Annotated in this window: 21 protein-coding genes and 5 pseudogenes; 6 read left to right on the top strand and 20 right to left on the bottom strand. The window is 59.5% G+C overall.

Annotated elements, in window-relative coordinates:
* Nucleotides 1–73: 73 nt before the first annotated feature.
* Nucleotides 74–625 carry a hypothetical protein gene (locus IEX53_RS21915; protein ID WP_188826309.1) on the bottom strand — a complete coding sequence of 184 codons (552 nt, stop codon included), beginning with the start codon at nt 623–625 and terminating at the stop codon, nt 74–76.
* Between the two features lie 511 nt (nt 626–1,136).
* On the opposite strand from IEX53_RS21915, the gene IEX53_RS21910 reads away from it, so the two are divergent.
* On the top strand, nt 1,137–1,430 hold the full coding sequence (locus IEX53_RS21910) for a WGR domain-containing protein (RefSeq protein WP_373288708.1): 294 nt from the start codon (nt 1,137–1,139) through the stop codon (nt 1,428–1,430).
* Here the strand turns inward: IEX53_RS21910 and IEX53_RS21905 are convergent.
* From IEX53_RS21905 to IEX53_RS21885, 5 genes are all read right to left on the bottom strand, one after another.
* Nucleotides 1,414–1,827, bottom strand: coding sequence for a hypothetical protein (locus IEX53_RS21905; protein ID WP_188826308.1), 414 nt, complete (start codon nt 1,825–1,827; stop codon nt 1,414–1,416). The genes IEX53_RS21910 and IEX53_RS21905 overlap by 17 nt on opposite strands.
* Complete coding sequence (locus IEX53_RS21900; protein ID WP_188826307.1) at nt 1,824–2,093, bottom strand: type II toxin-antitoxin system prevent-host-death family antitoxin; 270 nt, start codon at nt 2,091–2,093, stop codon at nt 1,824–1,826. Before IEX53_RS21900 ends, IEX53_RS21905 begins: the two co-directional genes overlap by 4 nt.
* Nucleotides 2,094–2,219: 126 nt before the next feature.
* On the bottom strand, nt 2,220–2,384 hold the full coding sequence (locus IEX53_RS21895; protein ID WP_188826306.1) for a hypothetical protein: 165 nt from the start codon (nt 2,382–2,384) through the stop codon (nt 2,220–2,222).
* A gap of 283 nt (nt 2,385–2,667) precedes the next feature.
* Nucleotides 2,668–2,853 (bottom strand): hypothetical protein, encoded by a 186-nt coding sequence (locus IEX53_RS21890; protein WP_188826305.1) that lies wholly within the window; start codon nt 2,851–2,853, stop codon nt 2,668–2,670.
* A gap of 78 nt (nt 2,854–2,931) precedes the next feature.
* A complete protein-coding gene (locus IEX53_RS21885; protein ID WP_188826316.1) occupies nt 2,932–3,249 on the bottom strand; it encodes a DUF736 domain-containing protein in 318 nt (105 codons plus the stop codon).
* Nucleotides 3,250–3,920: 671 nt separating this feature from the next.
* Here IEX53_RS21885 and IEX53_RS21880 point away from each other — a divergent pair.
* Together IEX53_RS21880 and IEX53_RS21875 are read left to right on the top strand one after the other, a co-directional pair.
* A complete protein-coding gene (locus IEX53_RS21880) occupies nt 3,921–4,541 on the top strand; it encodes a helix-turn-helix domain-containing protein (protein WP_188826304.1) in 621 nt (206 codons plus the stop codon).
* Between the two features lie 2 nt (nt 4,542–4,543).
* Nucleotides 4,544–5,179: an RES family NAD+ phosphorylase gene (locus IEX53_RS21875; protein WP_188826315.1), complete on the top strand. Its 636-nt coding sequence runs from the start codon at nt 4,544–4,546 to the stop codon at nt 5,177–5,179.
* Nucleotides 5,180–5,268: 89 nt separating this feature from the next.
* Here the strand turns inward: IEX53_RS21875 and IEX53_RS21870 are convergent.
* Nucleotides 5,269–5,545: pseudogene (locus IEX53_RS21870) on the bottom strand (DUF736 domain-containing protein).
* Between IEX53_RS21870 and IEX53_RS24200 the strand changes: the two are divergent.
* Nucleotides 5,511–5,645, top strand: a complete 135-nt coding sequence (locus tag IEX53_RS24200) for a hypothetical protein (protein WP_268902606.1) — start codon at nt 5,511–5,513, stop codon at nt 5,643–5,645. The pseudogene IEX53_RS21870 and the gene IEX53_RS24200 overlap by 35 nt on opposite strands.
* A gap of 690 nt (nt 5,646–6,335) precedes the next feature.
* Here IEX53_RS24200 and IEX53_RS21865 read toward each other — a convergent pair.
* The 4 genes and pseudogenes from IEX53_RS21865 to IEX53_RS24425 form a co-directional block, all read right to left on the bottom strand.
* A pseudogene (locus IEX53_RS21865) lies at nt 6,336–6,644 on the bottom strand (type II toxin-antitoxin system RelB/DinJ family antitoxin).
* 62 nt (nt 6,645–6,706) lie between these two features.
* Nucleotides 6,707–7,615: a hypothetical protein gene (locus IEX53_RS21860; RefSeq protein WP_236016319.1), complete on the bottom strand. Its 909-nt coding sequence runs from the start codon at nt 7,613–7,615 to the stop codon at nt 6,707–6,709.
* Between the two features lie 32 nt (nt 7,616–7,647).
* Nucleotides 7,648–7,923: pseudogene (locus tag IEX53_RS21855) on the bottom strand (zincin-like metallopeptidase domain-containing protein); the annotation flags it as partial.
* A 17-nt stretch (nt 7,924–7,940) separates the two neighbouring features.
* Nucleotides 7,941–8,390 (bottom strand): annotated as a pseudogene (locus tag IEX53_RS24425) (hypothetical protein); the annotation flags it as partial.
* Between the two features lie 556 nt (nt 8,391–8,946).
* Here IEX53_RS24425 and IEX53_RS21845 point away from each other — a divergent pair.
* A pseudogene (locus IEX53_RS21845) lies at nt 8,947–9,221 on the top strand (transposase); the annotation flags it as partial.
* Nucleotides 9,222–9,233: 12 nt separating this feature from the next.
* Here the strand turns inward: IEX53_RS21845 and IEX53_RS21840 are convergent.
* From IEX53_RS21840 to IEX53_RS21800, 9 genes are all read right to left on the bottom strand, one after another.
* Nucleotides 9,234–9,626 (bottom strand): tautomerase family protein, encoded by a 393-nt coding sequence (locus IEX53_RS21840; RefSeq protein WP_188826301.1) that lies wholly within the window; start codon nt 9,624–9,626, stop codon nt 9,234–9,236.
* Nucleotides 9,627–9,645: 19 nt separating this feature from the next.
* Nucleotides 9,646–10,452: a 5-deoxy-glucuronate isomerase gene (iolB, locus tag IEX53_RS21835; protein ID WP_188826300.1), complete on the bottom strand. Its 807-nt coding sequence runs from the start codon at nt 10,450–10,452 to the stop codon at nt 9,646–9,648.
* Between the two features lie 9 nt (nt 10,453–10,461).
* Nucleotides 10,462–12,303, bottom strand: coding sequence for a 3D-(3,5/4)-trihydroxycyclohexane-1,2-dione acylhydrolase (decyclizing) (gene iolD, locus IEX53_RS21830; protein WP_188826299.1), 1,842 nt, complete (start codon nt 12,301–12,303; stop codon nt 10,462–10,464).
* 1 nt (nt 12,304) lies between these two features.
* Nucleotides 12,305–14,212: a bifunctional 5-dehydro-2-deoxygluconokinase/5-dehydro-2-deoxyphosphogluconate aldolase gene (locus tag IEX53_RS21825; protein WP_188826298.1), complete on the bottom strand. Its 1,908-nt coding sequence runs from the start codon at nt 14,210–14,212 to the stop codon at nt 12,305–12,307.
* Between the two features lie 118 nt (nt 14,213–14,330).
* On the bottom strand, nt 14,331–15,290 hold the full coding sequence (locus IEX53_RS21820) for a sugar phosphate isomerase/epimerase family protein (protein ID WP_188826297.1): 960 nt from the start codon (nt 15,288–15,290) through the stop codon (nt 14,331–14,333).
* The gene (locus IEX53_RS21815; RefSeq protein ID WP_188826296.1) at nt 15,287–16,291 is read right to left on the bottom strand and encodes a Gfo/Idh/MocA family oxidoreductase; all 1,005 of its coding nucleotides are present in this window, start codon (nt 16,289–16,291) and stop codon (nt 15,287–15,289) included. The genes IEX53_RS21820 and IEX53_RS21815 overlap by 4 nt, the downstream gene beginning before the upstream one ends.
* 109 nt (nt 16,292–16,400) lie before the next feature.
* Nucleotides 16,401–17,324, bottom strand: coding sequence for a sugar ABC transporter substrate-binding protein (locus tag IEX53_RS21810; protein WP_188826295.1), 924 nt, complete (start codon nt 17,322–17,324; stop codon nt 16,401–16,403).
* Between the two features lie 103 nt (nt 17,325–17,427).
* Nucleotides 17,428–18,438, bottom strand: coding sequence for an ABC transporter permease (locus IEX53_RS21805; RefSeq protein ID WP_188826294.1), 1,011 nt, complete (start codon nt 18,436–18,438; stop codon nt 17,428–17,430).
* On the bottom strand, nt 18,438–20,012 hold the full coding sequence (locus tag IEX53_RS21800; RefSeq protein ID WP_188826293.1) for a sugar ABC transporter ATP-binding protein: 1,575 nt from the start codon (nt 20,010–20,012) through the stop codon (nt 18,438–18,440). The genes IEX53_RS21805 and IEX53_RS21800 overlap by 1 nt, the downstream gene beginning before the upstream one ends.
* Nucleotides 20,013–20,164: 152 nt before the next feature.
* Between IEX53_RS21800 and IEX53_RS21795 the strand changes: the two genes are divergently transcribed.
* Nucleotides 20,165–21,197 (top strand): LacI family DNA-binding transcriptional regulator (locus IEX53_RS21795; RefSeq protein WP_188826292.1); only part of this gene is annotated, 1,033 nt, incomplete at its 3' end.

Raw genomic sequence — 21,197 nt, 5'->3', positions numbered from 1 at the left:
GCCGCGAAGCAAAAGCCCCGATTTCGGGGAGAGGCGGCGACCGAAGCCGCCGCCCCATGCGCGTGATGGCGCCTCACGCACGCTGCGCGGAGGCCGCCCATTCGCAGTCTTCGATGAAGATCGCCAGCGCATCCTCCGTCCAGAAGACGCGCTCGACGGTGAAGGTGATGCCGAGTTCCCGTGACATGCTGTCGATCAGCGCCGCCAACTCGCCGAGTTCGACAACCGGAATTGGGAGGCGGACAGGATAGCCCCGTTCGACGACATGCCACGGTCCGGAGGAGGACACGAAGGCATTGTCCTGCCCTGCGGCGGGAACGGGGTCAAGAAGCGCGATACAATCGAAATCGAACGCAAACTGGTCCCACGTTTCGCACCAGCCGGGCTCGGCGCGCTCGTCGTGAGCCCTTTCGGCAACCGTCGTCGCCGCGAAGTACGCCCGGTCGCCATCCAACATATCCTGCTCGTAGTCGATCATATCATTGATCATCACGATCAGGCGGCAGCGGGCCCGGCGCGCGACGGCACTTTCTTTGAAGCGCATGCCGAGATGGGCGGTGCGCAGGAATCGCGACAGCAACACGATACGGTCGATATGGTTCTGGATGAGGTCTTCGATCGTCATGGTTGATCTCCTTCATTGCAATGACGGAGATCGCTCCCGGGCAAGTCACGCATCGGGTCAAGGATCGCTTTAGCGACCGCCAGCGGCGGCGAGCGGGGGAGCCGATTTTGTCGGCGGGCGCGCCCAAGCGGCCGGCGGCAAAATTGGGGGAACCGCTCGTCCTTGAGGCGATGGGCGCGGCCCGTATAATGGGCCGTCTGAGTGATGCAAACCACGGCCCTGCCAGGGGCCGTGTCCGTATCCGGCGACCAGCCGGCCCGGCATCCTCTCCGCGCCCTGACCGTCGCGATTGCGCGTCAACGGCCGAGCGCTGCGAGAGGATCGTCACGCGCATGCGCGGAGACCGCTTGCGGGCTCCGGGAGCGTCCCTTGGGGCGCGAGTAGAGCCGTGCCCCATGGGGGCCTCGCCCAACACTTTCTTCCGGAAGCAAGGAGCAATACGCACCGGAGCTGATGCGAGAAATCCATCACCGTTATGAATCAGTAGAGGCGAATCGATTCAGGAAAGTCGTTGGACGCCGCGTCTGCAGGAAGCGAGAATCCGGCGATGGACCACGAGGAAGCAGGCCCCGTTCATCTTCGCCGCATCGATCCGTCGCAGAACATGCGGCGCTTCCATACGCTTGCGATCCAGCCGACCTTGTTCGGCGAGGCGTCCCTTGTGCGCAACTGGGGCCGGATTGGCACGAGCGGCCAGTCGATGGTGGAGACGTTCAACGGGCAGGATGAGGCGAAGAGGACATTCGAACGCCTCGCCTGCTCAAAGCGGCGTCGCGGCTATGGCGACGTCAACGGAACCGGCTAACCTCGGTGAAGGCTTTCCGACGGGCGATGAACTTGCGCAGCAGCGGCAGGAAAAATGCTTTGCTGAAGCGCCCGATTGGTGGCTCCGGTTCAAGATAAAAAGATTGACCAACAAGATCGGTATTGAACTCATCCAAGATAATCCAAAGGCGCCGGTCGGTATCGAGGCCGGCACGGCGCTTTTCGATAGCTGGGATTTCCGCCGAGAAACGCGATGCCTCCGGCTCCTTGGTGGTGATCGGGAAGAAGAGCACGAGATCTCCGTCCGGTCGGGCGGTGCGTACGCCGACGGCAACGGGCCGATCCTTACGACCTTCGGTCTCCCCCGCACGGGCCTGTCTCGCCCAGAGGTAGGGATAGCGGATGACGGATGCGGTCTGGATATCGTCGTAGCTCATGACCGGCTCGTCTCATCCTCTTGCGCATAAGCTTCGACGGCGTTTTCGAAATCGGCGAGCAGGCTGTCAGGCATTGTCTCGATTGTACCAACGGCGCGGGCGTCTGACTGACGCATCAGTCGCTCGTAGTCATCGATGTTGAGGAGGACGAGGCGCGGCTTGTTGCGCTGGGTGATCGTCACCGGGCGACGCAGCGCCTCGGCAATAATGTCGCCGGACTTGCGTGACAGATCACTGGTCGAATAAGAACCACCGGAACGGGGCATGACGTTCTCCTGTCATTGTTGGCTATGCTGCATAATACAGCATTTGCAGCTTTTATGCAAATGCGGAGAATTCCAAACGCCGCTGGCCGAGCGGCGCTTGGAGCGATGGCAATGGTGAAACCGCCCCTAGAAGGGCGGCTCGCTGCTGTAGCCGCCAGCGGCTTCGGCCAGCATCGCCTCGCGGTTAGCCAGCGCCATCTCCAGCTCCTCCGCAATCTGGCCCCGCTCAGCCGCGTCAATGGCGTTCCGCAACTCGGCGCGCAGTTCTTCAATGTGCTGATCGATCGTCATTGTCGTCTCCTTGCCGTTTGTGAAAGACGACGCCTGCGGTCATGGCGGACCGGAGGGGTCAAGGAGCGCGGAGCGACCGCCAGCGGCGGCGAGTGGGGGAGCCGATTTTCTGACGTCGCCCCTTTGGCGATGGCTGAAAATTGGGGGAACCGCTCGTCCTTGAGGCCTTCGGGCCGTCATGACATCATTGGATGAACTGAGCAGACCCCCGGTCCCGGTTATGCGCCCTAAAAGCCGGAGGCAGGCTCGATGCCTGTTTCCGGCTTAGGCACCCCGGACGAGATTAGCCGTCGTCAGGCTCGTCGAGGATGCCAGTTTCAAGCTGGCGCTGAATATCGTCGTAGCGAATGATCTCGTAGTCGTCCGACTTCCAGGTATAGCCACCGCGCCGAATGTCTTCGATCAGCGCCCATGTTCCCGTCCGGCCAAAGAACAAGGTCCTCCGGGTGCGGTTCTCGGGACTGTTCATTGGGTTTCGACATGATATCCTCCATCGGGATTTGGTAAGGGAACCCGCCTCTGCGGCGGGGGCCCTTCGTGGCGGGGGTCAGACCTCGCGTTTCGGGCGGTTCCAGATGAGGGCGTATTCCCCCTCCTTCTTGCTCGGCCAAAGGGCCGCGGTGATCGGGGCATTGAAGCTTGGGGCGTCCAGCTTGACGGAGATGTATTCCTCGCCATCGTTGGAAACTGCCTTCCAGGCTGCCCCGACCTCGACGCCGTTGCCGGCGGTGATGCGGAAGTCCGGGGCGTCGCGCGAGACACGCTCGATGGGGTTCAGGCGGGCCTTCATGCTGACCGTGAGGGTTCGGACGTTGCCGACGATCGAGTTGTTGGCGTTGGTGGTGAATTCGCCGATGACTGCCAGGGTCTGTTCCTTCCGGTTTGTCCGGGCCGCGCCCATCGCGGCCTCGATGATGGTGTAAGGACCGGGGGCGATCGGCACCGCACCCCTCGGGGCCGGAACGAAGTGGAGGGCGGTCTGGCGCGGTTATTTTGCCTCGCGATGCAAAGCCCGGCGTGCCGGGCGGCGGAAAATAACCGCGACAGACCGTTGCGGATGGACGATCGAGACCGCGTTGGTTGCGCCCAAAATATAAAGCGACAGGAACAGATATGGCCCGCGCACATCGGTGGTTTCAGTGGGTGACGTCAACGGCAGCACGATCGTCGGGGGGGTGCTCCTATCGGACGTGACAGCTTGTCCGACCGGGCTCACCGACGTCTCTGCAAGTGTCCTGGCCGCATATCCCATTCACGAGAGCCGGGGGATGGCGCAGCGCGGATGATCTCCAGCTATGGCGGGATTTCATTCCGCTCACGTCTTCGAATCGGCTTCACGCCGCATTATCCGATGCAAATCATGTGACGCCCAAGGAGAACACACGCTCCGATCGAGAGCGGCATAGCATCAAGCCGCTCGGTTCGAACAATCCGCCGGAAGACGGATCAAGCCGGCGCAAACGAGCGCCTCATGTGTCGGGTTGACTTTGTACTTTCCGACCACATATTATACCCATGACAACCAAGGAAGTTGCTATGGCCCGCGGACACGAAGCTTCAAGCCTGACACTTAACACGCATGCCGATCCGAATTCCCTGCAGGCAGCGTTCCTACGCCGGGCTATGGCGGCCTTGGAGCGAATTTCTGCCAATGTGCCGCCGAAGGCATTGACTGATGCGCTCGCCGCCCCGACCGATGCGGGCTCCGTGGCTCAGCTTTTGAGCCATTCCGACCTCATCGGAACAGCGGTGACCGATCTCGATCCGCTGGTCCCGGCGCTTGCACGCAATGTCGAGCATCGCCAGCGCCTGCTCAAGCTCGCCGGTGGTGTTCTATCGGCGGAGGAAGCTGGACGAATACTCGGTATCACAAGACAAGCGGTCGACAAAAGACGGCGTTCCAATGCCATTCTGGCTATACGGGAAGGAAGCGACTGGCGCTATCCGGCTTGCCAGTTCAGCGAAGGCGAAGTGGTTGTGGGGATCGCTGATATCGTGCGGGGTTTCGCATCGGCGGGGCCTTGGGCGACACTGGATTTCCTGCTCGCTCCTGATACGGCCCTAGGCGGGAGATCACCTTTGGAAATGCTGCGCGGTGGCGAACTTGAGCCGGTTTTGCGGCTTGTGCGCGCGAATGAATCGGACGGCTTTGCCTGATGATGACCAAGCACGCCGGGCAGCGTGGCCCTTCCGGCGCGGCTCCGCTGCCTCCCGCCTGGCTTCATACGAGGCCCTTGCCGGTTGATGTGCTTCCTGCTGGAACCATTCTGCACAGGGTTCACCGTTCGAAACTTTCCCCGGTCTTTTTCGGCCCGGGGAAAGGCAATCCACCGGTCAACCGATTCGACAGTGAAAGCGGACGTTTCGGCGTTCTCTATCTGGGCTTGAGCCGGGATGGCGCGTTGGCGGAAACGATCTTGCGCAACCCTCAGCGTTTGATGATAGCGGCATCGGAATTCACCAGCCGGGCGGCGGCTGAATTGAGCGTGCGGCGAGAACTGCGCGTCGTTCGTATGCACGGTAACGGACTGCAGGCGCTGGGTACGGACAACGCGATTTCCACCGGGCCGTATGAGCCATGCGGTCGATGGGTCGATGCGCTCTGGGATCATCCCGACATGCCTGACGGCCTCGCCTATCAGTCGAGACATGACCCTGGCGAGATTTGTATTGCGTTGTTCGAGCGCCCGAACCTTACGATTACAGTGCAGGGAACAAAGCCGCTCACGGCTATGCTCAACGACGTCGCAACACTGCTCGACCGCTATGGGAAGTCGATATCCTACAACATCTGAACGCCGGAAGCAGGCTTGATGCCTGCTTCCGGCTTGTTCAAGCCCTGCAGAAGCCCCGCCTTGACGGCGAGGCTCCTGCAGGGCGGGGATCAGGCCTCGCGCTTCGGGCGGTTCCAGATGAGGGCGTATTCCCCCTCCTTCTCGCTCGGCCAAAGGGCCGCGGTGATCGGGGCATTGAAGCTTGGGTCGTCGAGCTTGACGGAGATGTATTCCTCGCCGTCGTTGGAGACCGCCTTCCAGGCTGCGCCGACCTCGACGCCGTTGCCGGCGGTGATGCGGAAGTCCGGGGGGGTCGCGCGAGACACGCTCGATGGGGTTCAGGCGGGCGTGCATGCTGACCGTGAGGGTCCGGACGTTGCCGACGATGCTGTTGTTGCCGTTGGTGGTGAATTCGCCGATGACTGCCATGATCTGTTCCTTCCGGTTTGTTCGGGCCGCGCCCATCGCGGCCTCGATGATGGTGTAAGGACCGGGGGCGATCGGCACCGCACCCCTCGGGGCCGGAACGAAGTGGAGGGCGGTCTGGCGCGGTTATTTTGCCTCGCGATGCAAAGCCCGGCTTGCCGGGCGGCGGAAAATAACCGCGCCGGACCGTTGCGGATGGACGATCGAGACGCAGTCGTCCTCCGGTCACACCAGGTCCATCGAGACCGCGTTGGACGCGCCGAAACGCAAGGCGGAAGTGAGCCTGACATGGCCTCTGCTCATTGGCGGCGTCAACGAAATACCAATGGCGACAACAGCATTGTCGGGAATGTGCCTGACTGACTTGACAGCTCTGCCTGGCCGGATCCGGGGACGCCTCTGCCAGACATCCCGACCGCATCTCTCGTCCGCAATGGCCGGGGCCGTCGCCCTGCGAACGACCCTCCAGCAATGGTGCGGCCTCCATTGACCGCTCACGCCGCTAAGCCGGCTTCACCCTGCAGCATCCCGACGCTGGCCCTGCGAGACGGAGGGAGGTTTCGGCACCCGTCACCGCCTCGGCGCACACGAGGTCTGTCGTCGCCCACGAGCCCGCCGCCACAGCGGAGATTCTCCCGCGCCATGCCTGCGTATATGCCAGAAGGTAAAATCAGCTCTCCGGGAGATCGTCCGGCCATTGTTGGGCGCCGTGCAGCACACGGAGAAAGCGCGAAGGCCGACCAGACAAGCCTCATGATTTCAGGCCGCTGGCCCTGCGTCGGGCAGCCGCGCGTCGTTCAGCGAAGTGCGCCTCCACCTGATCCTCGGGGATATCGGGCCGGGTGTCTTCCAGCGCCTCACGCACCTTGGCCCGGAACTAGGCATCGTGCGCCTCGCTGTTCGTCACCAGTTCGAGAGGGAGAGTCCCTTCATTAGCGGTGCGGGTCAGTAAAATTCGAACCGCGTCCGAGACCGTCAGGCCCATGCTTTCCAGCACGGCCGATGCTCGGTCCCGGACATCGGCGTCGATCCGGGTTTGGACGAGTGCGTTTGCGGGCATAATCCCATCATCTCCTTCTATCACTTTAGTGTAATGCAATTGATTGACAAAATCCAGACCCGCTACAAGCCACACATGCCCTCGCACTCATTCGGCCAGAGATCGAGCTGGCCGCGATCGGCGGCGGTTGAAAAATCGGCTTCATCGAGCGGCACGCAGGAGCGATGCAGAAAGACTTCGCCGCGTATGCCACGCAGACCGGTGCGAAGCGCCCCGTCGACCGCGACCGCGTCGGCCCAGGCCTCAGGGTCGTCGTCGCGCATGCGACGCCAGTGTGCGTTGTCGTGAAATGGGCATCCCACGCAGCTCGATTTTGGCGGTTCTGGATAGCCGTGCCGGCGCAACCAGGCGAGGCAATCCTGCCTGCTCATCCGCTTCTCGATCAGCGGGAAGCGCTTGACCTGCCACGCCTCGAAACTCGGCTTGGCGCGGACGATTTCGTCGGTGCTGATTCCTATCCAGCTTTCGACGACAGGATAGGCCGGCGAGCGCTTTCGCGTGAGGCCGGCGAGTTCGCGCACCTTCCTGCATATTGGGACTATCTTGAAGTCGGTCGTGCACTGCCTGCGGATCATGCCGATGGAGACGGTCTCCGTCGTGGTCCGGCGCGAGCCGATCTCAACGAGTTCACCATCTTCATCCTCGTCAAAGACCGGCACCTTCGCGCCAGCCGGGGTGGTGGTCTTCGCAAACGCAGGAATGGAAGCCCAGCGATTGCCCTTGCCAGCGGCCAGGAGTTGGTCGCGAATATTGCCAGCTGAGACGATATGGACCGGAAACGGCAGCACGTTGCCGGACATCAGCCATTGCAGGTGCTCGTAAACGGCGCGGGGCTCCCAGCCTGTGTCAGCAAATATTGTGCAAGAGGGCATCGGCCCGATCTCGCCATGGGCGGCAAGCAGAGCCATGGTGGTGGACTGGACGCCGGCGCCCAGCGAGAGCGCGCGCAGGCGGATTGGGGAGTACTCCATGCCCTCCCCTATGAAAGAAGAAGCGTTGAGCATCAGGCTGCCTCCCGGTCCGTGTCCGCCTGCGGCTGGAGATCGTGCAGATAGGCGACGGCCCGTTGCGCATGGGCGGCTGCCTGGAAGATTGCCCGCTTGTCTCCCTCAAGGACGGTGAGCCACGACGCGACATAACTGGCGTGATCGGGACGTGGCTCCAGCTCCGGCACGATCCCGAGGTCCGCGCAGATCATTGCACTCCCGATCTCCACCAAAAGTTCTTCGCGCGCGCGGTCCGTGCGATCCTTGTGGTATCGGCTTAGATCGCGATACCGAGACGATGGGCTCATCAGCGCGCGGTACGCGTCCATGTCGGCTCTTTCGAGACGAAGCCAACCAGTGAAGTCACATGGTCGAGAACCTCCACGAAAGTCATGTCCTCCAGATGCTCGACAAGACTGAATACATCGCCCTTGGCGTCGGAAAGCGGATCGAACCATCCCCTCCCCTCATGAATAACGATGATGATTTCGTCACCGCGACGGAATTTGACCGCCTTGCGGGTACTCTGCTTCAAGTCGACCACAAAGCCAGACTGCTCCAGTACAGCGGCGCACGGGACACGGACCCGCAGGTCTTCCAGTTCCTGTTTCTACATTCTTTTGCCGGCGCTCTCGCGTCCGCCTTTCTTTCCGGGTTCTTTTTCCCGCAGTTTGCGGGACCGTTTCCGGCGGCCCGCGAAGAGCAAAGGGGGCAAGGGCGCGGCCGACAAGGTGCAGATCTGCACCGGGCGGCGGCGCAGCTTCCCTTGCCGCCTGCCGCTCGCAAGCGGCACCCGAAGGAGGAAAAGGGCCGGTTCAATGATCCGGCCCATATTCGAAGGGATCAAATTCGGCGATAGCATCGACCTCATCGCCGTCAATTTCGGCGCTCGGCAAAACGCCGAGTTCGTTTCCGGACCTGACGAGTGTAACCGGAACCATGAGGGTGCGGGCGAGCTGGAAGGCGCTTCCCATTCCTGCACACAAACACGGGGTCGAGGAATCCGTGCTAGACCCCATGTTTCCGGCAGGGAGGACATGCGCATCAAGCTTTAGTTTCTTTGCGTCAATGCAGAAAATCTAATTCAACTTAGAATAAATGGTTCCACAATATCTGCAACGAATGCTATGTATCGATGAGTAAATCCAACAAGGAGAGGCGAGAACAAAAGCTGAAGTAGAGCGATTTCAGGTACAATAGAAAAGAATAACTTGCATGATACATGATGTATTTGCAGTATTGTTTATCTTTTCTTTATATCACTGACTTCATCACACCGCTCGTTCATCGACCTCCTGCCATCATCATAGACAAGGGGCGACATCGTCATCATGGACAACGTGCCTGCACACAAGACGGAAGGAGTGCGTCACGCAATCGAAGGTGCGGGATGCCGGTTACTCTACCTTCCTCCCTACAGTCCAGACTTCAACCCCATCGAGAAGGCCTTTGCCAAGCTCAAGGCGGTCTTGCACGCCAAGCCGAGCGAACAGTCGACGGCTTATGGAATACGGTCGGCCAGATCGTCACACTGTTCGAGCCGCAGGAATGTGCCAACTATTTCAAATCCTGCGGATATGACCCCGAGTAAAGTGGACGCGCTCTAGTTCAGTTCGCCTGTCAGAAACTGCGCCACCCCCATGCCGAACGACCAGTCATCGTCTCTGTTCTGCACCATCGAGACCATCACGTCTGAGGGTTCCACGCCGCAGTTGGAGGAGAGCATGTCTGTCAGTCGCTTGTAAAAGTCGACCTTCTCCTCGCGTGATCTGGGACGAGTAACGACCTCGACCAAGACGAACTCCCTCGTCCTCGGAATGTTCAGCCCGGTATCCAGCGCTCGCAGATGGGTCGGCTCATGCTCCGTGAGTATTTGATACAGGTCACGCTCGGGGACCTTGAACGACTCAACCATCGCCTCGTGAACCGTATCCAGAAGACGTTCGACCTGTTCTTGAGAACGGCCCTTGAGGACATGGATTTTCATTAGCGGCATCTTATCTCTCCAATCAACCTCAGGTGTCGCGCTGCATCAGCCACTCGACCTCGGGAGCGGGGATAAATCGCCACTTGCGCAGCGGCCCCGCCATGACGTTCAGGTAGTACATCTCGAACCCGTAGGGAGCGCCGCATGGGTGGTGGCCCCGTGGGACAAGCACGACGTCGCCATCGCTCACGGCCATGGTTTCGTCTAACTGGCCATCGTCGGTGTAGACACGCTGGACGCCGAACCCCTCCGCAGGATTCAGTCGGTGATAGTAGGTTTCCTCGAGGTAGGTGATCCGAGGAAAATCATCTTCGTCATGACGGTGTGAGGGGTAGCTCGACCAATGACCAGCGGGCGTGAATACCTCGGTCACGAGCAGACTGTCACAGTAGTCCTCGTTCTCCATGGCGATATTGTTGATAAAGCGGGTATTCGTCCCCTTCCCTCGCTCTGCAAGAACAATTCCCTCGGGGCCGATGCGGCGAGCCGCATGCCCGCTCATTCCGGGCGCGGAGCAAACCGCGATCGTGCAGTCTGTCTGCGCGGTTGCTTCCCAGCCACTGCCGTTGGGCAGGTAAAGGCAGTGCGGCGGTGTCTTCTCGAAGACGTTCATGCGATCCCCGAGGACGCCCCAGTCCTGATCTGCAGCAGACAGCGACGCTTTGCCTTCAACGATAACAAGGATCACCTCGCGGTCACCCGTATTCTCACCCACTTTTTCCCCCGCCCGAATGCTGTAGAGCGAGAAGCCAACATAGCGCCATCCGGCGGACTGGGGCGTGATGTCGTGCACTTTGCCGTGGTTTCCGAATGGCTTCCTCTGCAACTGTTTCATGCTAGGTCCTCAGTTTACTAGGTTCTGTAAATCGCGCTTGCGTAGGTAGTCAGACCGCGCAGCGACGAGATTCTCGGAATCCTCGGCTTCAGGAATGGCCACGTCCCACCAGAAGCCGCCGCCCGCCTCACCTGGACCAGGAGCTGGATCGGTGTCGATGACAATCACGGTCGGACGGTCCCGCTGGCGGGCGGCCACGATCTGGACCTCAAGGTCGGTGACGTCCTTAGCCTTGAAGGAATATGCTCCCATAGCAGCAGCATGGGCGACGAAGTCGATTTCGGGCTGCTCCTCGACGTTGCAGTCCTTGTAGAGATTGTTGAACTCTTCGCCGCCGCAAGCGATCTGAAGCCGGTTGATGCAACCAAATCCTCTGTTGTCGGTCAGAACGACCGTGAACGGGATCCGGCGCATAACGGCGGTCGCTACCTCTGAATTCATCATCATGTAGCTTCCGTCGCCCACGAAGCAGACCACGTCCCGGTCGGGAAGCGCGAGCTTCAGACCCATTGCGCCAGCAAGCTCGTAGCCCATGCAGGAGAAACCATACTCCATATGATACCCTCCCTGGGCCGGCTGCCAGAGAAGTTTGAGCGCTCCCGGCATCGTGCCTGCGGCACACATGGCGATCGTCCGGTCCGTTGATGCGCGTTGCACCCCACCAATGACCTGAGCATCTGTCGGCAGATTGTTGTCAGTTACACTTCCTGGCGCGGCGCAGTGTGCATCGACTTTGGCTAACCACGCAGTACGGGCGTCTGGATCGAAAGCCTTGGCATAGTGGCCGCCGAGAGCGGCTGATATCTTCTCGAGCGATGCTCTTGCATCGCCGACCAGACTTGCCGATCCATGCTTGTAGGCGTCGTAAGGTTGCACATTGATTGAAACCAGCTTCCTGCCGGGGTTACCAAACAACGCCCACGAACCGGTGGTAAAATCCTGAAAGCGCGTCCCGACACCGATAACGAGGTCCGCGGCCTGGCAGAGTTCGTTTGCAGCCTCGGAACCGTCGACGCCGGCGGCGCCGAAATTCATCGGGTGTGACTGCGCAAGTGCCGACTTGCCTGCCTGGGTCTCGACGATGGGTATGCCGTGCGTCGTAGCAAAGGAGGCAAGAGTATTCTCAGCTTCCGAGTAGATGACGCCGCCGCCGCATACAAGGACAGGTCGCTTCGCCCTGCGGATCATGTCGACCACCCGTGCCACCTCCCGGGCGTCGGGTTCAGGCCGACGGATGTACCAGACAGCCGGTTCGAAGAAGGCTTCAGGATAATCATAGGCCTCGGCCTGTACATCCTGGCAGAAGGCCAACGTGACGGGGCCGCAGGCTGCAGGATCGGTGAGAACCTGCATGGCGCGGGGAAGTGCGGTCAGCAGGTGCTCGGGACGCGCTATGCGGTCAAAGTACCTGCTGACCGGGCGGAAGCAGTCGTTGACGGAGATGCTGCCGTCCTCGAAGTCTTCGATCTGCTGCAGGGCCGGATCGGGCCTGCGGTTCGCGAAGACGTCGCCGGGAATGAACAGGATGGGAAGCCGATTAACGTGCGCCAGACCGGCGGCCGTGACCATGTTGGTTGCGCCCGGACCGATCGAGGACGTCACAGCATGGGCGCGCCTGCGCTTCTTCGCCTTTGCATAAGCAATCGCCGCATGTGCCATGCTTTGCTCATTCTGGCCGCGCCAGGTCGGCAACGCTTCGCCGATGCCATGAAGCGCTTCTCCGAGACCCGCAACGTTCCCATGGCCGAAGATCGCCCACACGCCCTCGATGAAGCGATCTCCGTCCTCAGTCATCTGAACGGAAAGCCAGCGAACCATAGCCTGTGCAGCCGTCATGCGTAAGGTTGTCATGTTACGTCTCCTGCGCTGCCTTGCGGGCACGATCCCATACGCCGCAAAGGTTTTCGAACCGGCGCGCCATCTCGGCGATCGCATTTGAGTCATCGAGGCCGCCTTCCACCCAGGCGCGTGCCACGTCACCGAAGATCGTTCGACCAACTGCGAAACCTTTAACCAGATCGAACGCCGCCGCGACCTTGAAGGACTCGGCAAGTTCGGTTTCCGGAGCGTCCAAGCCCAGAACCACAATCCCGCGCGTGTTCGCGTCATGAGCCTCGATCGCGCCGATGGCGTTGTTCCACGCCTCCTTGGTCTTCATCGGCTCAAGCTTCCACCAGTCAGGGTAGACGTCGCAGGCATAGAACTGCTCTATCAGCAGCGCATTGGTCATGTCGTCGACCTCGCCCACTTTCGACGGAATGATCTCGAGTAGAAACTCCAGTCCGTTGCGCCGGGACGCTTCGAACAGTCTCTTGACCGTTTCTTCCTGGCGTCTGCGGGTTTGTTCATCATCGTTCGGATGGCAAAAGCAGAGCACCTTCACGACATTTTCCCGCGTCCATTCTTCAAGCCCGCCGCAGTCGAGTCCAAGTTCCGGCTCGAGCGTCAACGGCCGAGACGCTGGCCACTCGCAGGGACGCCCGATCCAAAGACCGGAGCCGGATGCGGCATGAAGGGCTTCACGGCCGATGCGATTATCGCAGAGGATTCCGTATCCCGGTTTGCCCGCTTGCACCTGAAGCGCAGCTTCAAGGCAGAGCCGCTTGAATGCCCCGCCCTTAGCAAGCGTGTATCCTGCCATTTCTTCCAGCTGCATACGATGGTCGAAGGCGAACACACGCATCGTCGACCAGTCGCCGCGTCGATTGCTCGACCAGTGTAATTGCTCAAGTTCGCGGTCATTTCTCAGGTCGGGCCGCACAACGCCGCGCGCAAGGAAGAACTCGAGTTCCTTCAAGCTCGGATACGCAGGTGTGCAACCGTGGCGGCTGACTGCCAATGCCCCACATGCATTCGCGTATTCTAGCGCTTCTGGCCAGGACTTGCCGTCGAGCCAGCCCTTCAAGAGGCCTGAGAAAAATCCGTCGCCGGCACCCAAAACGTTGAACACTTCTATGGCAAAGCCCGGTCCGCTTTGCGCATCATCCAGTCTGTCGGGAACCGAGCCCTCGATCGCCACCGCGCCCTCCGCACCCCGCTTGCAAACCAGCGTGGCAGCTGTCACGTTTCGGACGGCTCGGAGAGCTTCGATCGTATTCGTGGTGCCGCCAGCGATGTGAAATTCATCTTCCGTTCCTACGATCAAATCGAAGAGATGGAGCGTCGACTGGAGCTTTTGTGTCACCGACGTGCTCTCGACGAACCGGCTTTCGCCATCGCCATGACCCGCAACACCCCACAAATTAGGGCGATAATCAATATCAAGCGCGATCCTGGCGCCGCACTCGCGGGCGGCCTTCAGCGCCTTCAGCACAGCTGCTTCAGTGCGGGAGTTAGACAGGTGCGTGCCTGTCACAACGACGGCCCGCGACTGACCGATGAACTGCTCGTCGATATCGTCTTCGCACAGCGCCATGTCAGCGCAATTCTCGCGATAGAAGATCAATGGAAACTGTTCCTGGTCGCGAATACCGAGGATAACGAGAGCGGTCAGCCGCTCCGGGTCTGTAACGACACCTCTGACGTCTACTCCCTCACGCACCAGCTGCTCACGGATGAACCGTCCCATGTGTTCATCACCGACGCGGGTGATGAGACCGCTCTTGAGCCCAAGTCTCGCTGTCCCGCACGCGATGTTCGTCGGGCTGCCGCCGATATATTTGCGGAAGGAACCCATGTCCTCGAGACGCCCGCCGATCTGGGCGCCGTAGAGGTCGACCCCTGCCCGGCCAATTGTGATGACGTCGAGCGTCTTCTTCATGTTCAAAACTCATTCCTTGTTGGGCCACGCCCGTTTGTGGACGCAATGGTCTGAACCGTCGCAAGCTCTACGGCGGCTCGGCGTGGAATTGACCCCGTTATCCGATAGCCGACGGGTGCTAGATGGCTTGCGGCTTGAAGTCGCTCGCTGCTACGGGCATCACGCCCTGCAGCAAGACCACGGACTTCTCCAGTCCCTCCAGGCTATTCAGAAGCACGTCCTCATGCTCGATTGACAACCAACCGTCGTAGCCGGCCATCTTCAGCCGATAGCAGAACTGTCGCCACCATTCTTCCCCATGACCGAAGCCTAGGGTAATGTACGACCAGCTGCGCGCTGGGATGTCCATCAGACTGCCGTTTTCCAGCAGGCTCGTGACGGCCTGCTTGGGTGGGTTAAGGAACGTGTCCTTGGCATGAACGTGATAGATGGCCTCGCCGAGCGCTTCCGCTGCGACCAGCGGATCAGCGCCCATCCAGAAAAGATGCGATGGATCCAGGTTCGCACCGACGATCGGCCCAACAGCTTCGCGAAGCTTGAGCAAAGACGGAACGTTGTAGACGCACTGATTGCCGTGAAGCTCGAGTGCGATGCGCTCGACGCCGTTTTCCTTGGCGAGCGCCACGATCTTTGTCCAATACGGAATGAGCTTTTCTTTCCACTGATATCGCAGGATGGTCTGTGTTTCCGGCGGCCAGGAGGAAACAACCCAGTTCGGCATGGTGTCCGTCGCACTTCCGGAAGGAAGTCCGGACATAGTGCAGACCGTTTTTATCCCTAACGCACCTGCAGCGCGGATCGTGTCCTCAAGGCCTTGCCCCTGCGCAGGGTCGGTTGGGTGAAGCGGATTGCCATTGGCGTTCAGACTGATCACGTCCAATCCGCGCTCGGCGAATGCACAAAGGAAGGTCTTCTGCGCGTTCTTGTCGCCGAGAATGGCCTGCAGGTCAAAATGCGGGGCTGTCGACCAGCCACAAGTGTTGATCTCGACGCCGGACACGCCCAGTCGTTGAGCGTGGTCGAGCATGCCGTCAAACGGCAAGCCCCCAAGGCTATCCGATACGAATCCCAGTCTCATGCGTAAAACTCCGGTTTGGTAATCATTTCGATCGGCATCTTACGGCCCTCACCCAAAGCTCTCACGCCGGCTTCCGCCACCATCGCGGCGCAGTATCCGTCCCAGCTGCTCGAGGCGATGTCAGGGAAAACCCCAGTCTCGACAAAGCGAAGGAAGGTCCGGTTCTGACGGCGATAGGCTTCGGCATAACGTCCTCGCCAGTCGGATTCGTAGCTCGTGCTCTGACCGAATGCCCGGTCGACGCGAGTGTAGTTGATCGCGTTCATCGCGATCGTGGCCTTCTCACCCACCAGTTCGGCGCGAACGTCGTAGCCATATGCCGCGTTGTTGTTGATCTCGATGTTGACGAGCTGGCCGTCTTCCGTTTCCAGCACCATGTAAACAGGGGCAACCAGTGCGTCGGAGCGCTTTGGCTGAAAAGCCGAAATCGATACGTATTCAGTCCCTAACACGTGACGAACTACGTCGAATTCGTGCGGTGCGGAATTCGTAATCGCCATCGCTCCGGTGAAATCCGCAGCTGGCGTTGCAACGTTCCGATGGAAGTTGTGCATCATCAACGCGCGTCCGACAGTGCCGTCGTTGAGTGCCTGCTTCATTTCGACATATGACTGATCGAAGCGGCGCATGAAACCAAGCATGATCAGCTTCGAGCCTGCTGCCTGTTCGGCGTGCATGATGTCGACGCACTCCTTAGAGGACTGCGAAAGCGGTTTCTCACAAAGAACCCGCTTTCCCGCCTTGATGCAGGAGAGTGACAAAGGCGCGTGCGTAAAGTCAGGGCTGGCGATGATAACGGCATCGACGTCAGGGCGACCCGCAACGCGCTCGGGATCTGCGTCTACGTCGTGAGCACCGTAAGCCTCGGCCACCTTGCGAGCGCGATCCGCGTCCATGTCGCAGACGACCTGGAGGGTCGCACCGGGCAGATCTTCCGCCACGATCTTTGCATGGTCGGCTCCCATCAGCCCCGCGCCGATGATGGCGATCCTTGTTGTCATTTCGATATTTCCTGTAGCTAAAGAACCGGTGGGCTGATGCCTGCTAAACCATAGGCCTTCACAAAGAGCGTGCCGGGCATCCTCTCCCGACACGCGCCCTTGGCAGGGCTTACTTCTTTGCGTATTGGTCGACGTTGTCCTTGGTGATGGAAGTGAACGGCACCAGTTTTTCTGCCGGAGCCGCCTCGCCTTTCTTGATGCTCGCGACGACGTCGAAAGCAGCCTTTGCCTGTCCTGCAGCGTCCTGGAAGATTGTCTGCGACATCGTGCCGGCTTCGATGGCATTCAGCGCATCTGCCGTGCCATCGACGCCGGAGATCATGACGCCTTTCAGACGATCAGCGCCTTGAAGTGCCTCCAATGCGCCCAGAGCCATCTGATCGTTGGCTGCAATGATCGCATCGAACTTCGGGAAGCTCTGGATCCAGTCTTCCGTTACCTTCATGCCTTCGGCGCGATCGTAGTTGGCCGAAAGGCTGGCGAGCGTGGTCACGTCCGAACGGCCAAGCGCATCCTCGAAACCCTTCTTACGCTCCTGGGTGTGAGAAAGGCCGGGGGTGCCTTGAAGATAAAGGATCTTGGCATCCTTCGGCAGATGCTCCTTCATGAACTCGCCTTGCAGTCGGCCGGCGTCGATGTTTTTGGAGCCAACGAACGTGTATTTGCCACCCGCCGACTGGATGCCAAGAGCGATGACGGGGATGCCGGCTTCGTTCGCCTTTTCGACGCCAGGTACGATGCCTTGGTAGTCGACCGGCACGACGACGATCGCGTTCACCTTCTGCGCGATGAAATTGTCGATCTGGTCGAGCTGCTTGCTTGCGTCGTTGTTCGCGTCGGAGAAGTTGACTTCGACCGCCGGATCGGACTTGGCCGCCTCGATGAAGGCGTTCTTTCGTGCCATGACGAAAACGTCTGTGTCCGCCATATTTGCGTAGCCGACGACGAACTTGTCGGCGGCGAAAGCCGTGCCGGCAGACAGAGCGGCAACGGATACGGCGCAAGCGAGAGCGAGTTTAGCGATAACTTTCATAGTTTCCTCCCAGAGAGTTTCGGATGATATTGATCAAAGGCGGGAAATTCCGCGCCACACAGAGGTGTTTCCTGGGCGGGGCTAAGCCCGCCTGGAACGTTGTTCATGCCTTCTTCTTGTTGCGGGCAGACTTGGTCCAGACATCCAGGATCACAGCGATCGCAATGATCAGGCCCTTGATGATCTGCTGCCAGTATGAGCTGACGTTCATGAGATTGAGAATGTTGTTGATGACGCCGATGATCATCGAGCCGATGATCGTCCCTGTGATGGTTCCAGTCCCGCCCATGAGACTTGTACCGCCAACAACGACCGCCGTGATTGCGTCGAACTCGTAGCCGACGCCGCCCGCCGGCTGACCGGAATTGATGCGCGACATCAAAACAATGCCGGCGATGGCGCAGAGGATGCCGTTAAAGATGAATGCCTTCACCACGACGCTGTCCGGGTTGATGCCGGATGCGCGCGCTGCACGCTCGTTACCGCCTACGGCGTAGACGTACCGACCGAACTTGGTCTTGTTGAGCAGTATCCACGACGCGACGACGACGACCACGAGGATTATCACCGAGATCGGAACGGGGCCGAGCGAGCCTTGGCCGATCACCTTGAAGTCACCCAGACCAGTCACCGGCGAGCCGCCGGTGTAGAGAAGCACCACTCCCCGCGCCACCGTCGTCATGGCCAGCGTCATGATGAAAGATGGAATGCGGAAGAATGTGATAACGAAACCGTTGACGATACCGGTCAAGATACCGACCGCCACGCCTGCCATTATAGCGAGGATTACGCTTCCAGTCATGGCCATCACGCTTGCAGCGAGGACGCCGCAAAGTGCCAGAACCGAGCCCAGCGAGACGTCGATATGGCCCAGGATGATGATGAAGGTGACCCCGCAAGCGAGAAGGCTCACGACCACAACCTGGCGCAAGACGTTGGTCAGGTTGGCTTCCGTCAGGAACGTGGGGCTCAAGATCGACGCAAGGATAAAGATGCCGACGAAGATCAGAATCGTACCGTATTTGCGGTAAATCTGGGCGAAGCTCAAACTTCTGTCTACCGAAATACCGCGGCTCTTCGGTTTTACCGGTGCGTCTGCAGGTTCGATGCTCATCAATGTCCTCCCGTAGCGAGGCGCATGATGCTTTCCTGAGTGGCCTCGTCTCTTTTCAACTCGCCGGTGACCCGGCCTTCATTCATCACCACAACGCGATCACTCATGCCCAGAATCTCGGGCAATTCGGACGAGATCATCAAAATCGCTAAACCCTGACGGGCGAACTCGGTCATGAGCCTGTGAATTTCTGATTTCGAGCCGACGTCGATGCCTCGCGTGGGTTCGTCAAGTATGAGGAGCTTGAGGTCGCCGAGGAGCCACTTCGCCAGAACGATCTTCTGCTGATTGCCGCCGCTCAGGTTCCCCACGATCATCGCCGTGTCGGGCGTCTTGATCTGCAGCAAATTGATCATCCGCTGCGAGGCGGTCTCCTCAAGCCGCTCGCTGATAAAGAGGCCGGAAGTGAACTTCTTGAGGTTCGCAAGCGATATGTTTTCGCCAACGGATCGGCAAAGAACAAGTCCCTCCGACTTGCGGTCCTCAGAGACCATTGCGATCCCCTTTGCGATCGCATCCCTTGGGGACTTAAGGTTTAGAACCTCTCCATTCAGTCGGATTACACCTGCGTCGGCGGCGTCCAGACCGAAGATAACGCGCGCTACCTCCGTACGGCCCGCCCCGATGAGGCCAGAAAGTCCGACGATCTCGCCGGCACGCACATTAAAGCTCACACCCTCGAAAGTCCCCGTGCGGGCCAGATTCTCGACCGAGAGAACGACGTCACCGATTGGGACATCCTCTTTTGGAAAAATGCTGGAAATCGTGCGGCCGACCATCTGGGAGATGAGCTTTGTGGAGTCGTATTCGCTGGCCGGAGCGGCCGCGACGAACTGACCGTCGCGCATGACCGTGATATCATCGGCGATCTGGAAGATCTCGTCCATCTTGTGGGTAATATAAATGATAGCGACGCCCGCTGCTTTCAGGTCCGCAATCTGTCGAAATAGTATGGTGACTTCATTGTCGCTGATCGCCGACGTTGGTTCGTCCATGATGACGAGTGATGCCTCGCGCGAGATCGCTTTGACGATCTCGATGAGCTGCATCGTGGCAATGGACAGATCGCGCATCTTCGTTTCAGGGCTGTACTTCAGACCAAGCCGATCCAGAAGCGCCCTTGTGTCGGAGTTCATACGCGCAAAGTCGACGAATCGGGACAAAACGCCGGTCCGTTTGTAGGTGGGCTCACGACCGAGGAAGATGTTTTCGGCGATCGTCATGTCTAGAACCGGGCTCAATTCCTGATGGATCATGGAAATGCCGCGCTCGAGGGCCGTAGCTGCACCTTGGTGGTCGAGCTGCTCGCCTCTGAATACGATCTCCCCCTTATCGATCCGATAAATGCCGCTCAGGATCTTCATCAGTGTGGATTTGCCAGCACCATTCTCGCCAACCAGGACGTGTACGGTTCCGGGGCGGACCTTGAGGTTCATTGCGTCGAGAGCAAGCACACCTGGAAAGGATTTGGTGATCGCGCGCATCTCCAGGACATAATCGTCCCCGCCCGTTTTAGACGCACGTTCTCGGTCGCCGCCAACGAGCGGCGCTACCTTGTGAAAGGCGGCTGACATGAAATTCCTCCCGTTAGGGCTCTCCCAAGCCCTCAGGCCGCATCGGCCTCGTTACGGATATGAAATCCGGGAAAATGGGGGGGATGTCAACTTAATGGTAGATTTTACTCTCAAAAACTCTCATAGGAAACGTCAACAGATGAGAGGATCATATGTCTCGCCCCACGATTCCGGAGCTGGCGAAAGCCGCGCAGGTTAGCATTTCAACGGTCGATCGTGTTCTGAATGGTCGTGATCCGGTCCGCTCGCAAACCGCTGAAAAGGTTCTTGCTGCTGCTCGGCAGATAGGTTTTCATGGCGTGAGAGCGATCGAAAGGCGCCTTGAACGAGACAAGCCGGTCATCAAGTTTGGCTTTCTTCTCAAGCAATCGCATCGCAAGGTCTATCAGATGTGGAGCGAGGTTCTCACGGATGCTACGGATAGCTTTCCTGATGCTCATGGCCGGGCAATCGTCCGGTTCATGGATGACCTTTCCCCCGACAAGGCCGCGGAGGCTATCTATTCTTTGAGCCGCGAAGCCGATGTCATCGCAATGATCACGTCTGACCACCCTCAGGTGAATCATGCGGTGGACGGGCTTGCAGCAGAGGGAATTCCGGTGGTTACGATGATTTCGGACCTCTCTACAGCTTCTCGTGCCGCCTATGTTGGCAACGACTGCGTGAAGAAGGGCCGAACGGCCGCGTGGTTCATAGCCGGGCTTAATGCAAACGGCGGCAAGGTGTCAGTCTTCGTCGGAAGTCATCGCTATCTCGCTCAGGAACTTAATGAGATGGGATTCCGCTCCTATTTCCGAGAAAGCGCTGCAGATTTCCAGATGCTGGAAACCATTGCCACACTCGAACAACCAGAGATTGCTTACGAAGCGACATGTCGTCTTCTCCGTAGCGAGCCGGATTGGGTTGGACTGTATGTCGCCGGAGGTGGGATCACGGGGGTGATGCGGGCGCTTCGAGAGGAGGGTGGCCCCGTCGCGAGGCGTCTGACTGTGGTTGCTCACGAATTGACGAACGACACGAGAGCTGGTCTGGCGGAGGGATTGATCAAGGTTGTCCTAGCCCATCCTACAAAATTGCTTGCGGAAACCTTGGTGCGCGCGATGGCGGAAGCGCTCGATACCGGTCGAGCAGCGACAGTATCTCAGCACATTCTCCCCTTCGACTTTTATACCGCGACGAACATCT

It is taken from the genome of Paramesorhizobium endophyticum, from assembly GCF_014640615.1.
GTDB classification, from domain to species: Bacteria; Pseudomonadota; Alphaproteobacteria; order Rhizobiales; family Rhizobiaceae; genus Paramesorhizobium; species Paramesorhizobium endophyticum.
This window is presented reverse-complemented; position numbering and strand designations above follow the sequence as displayed.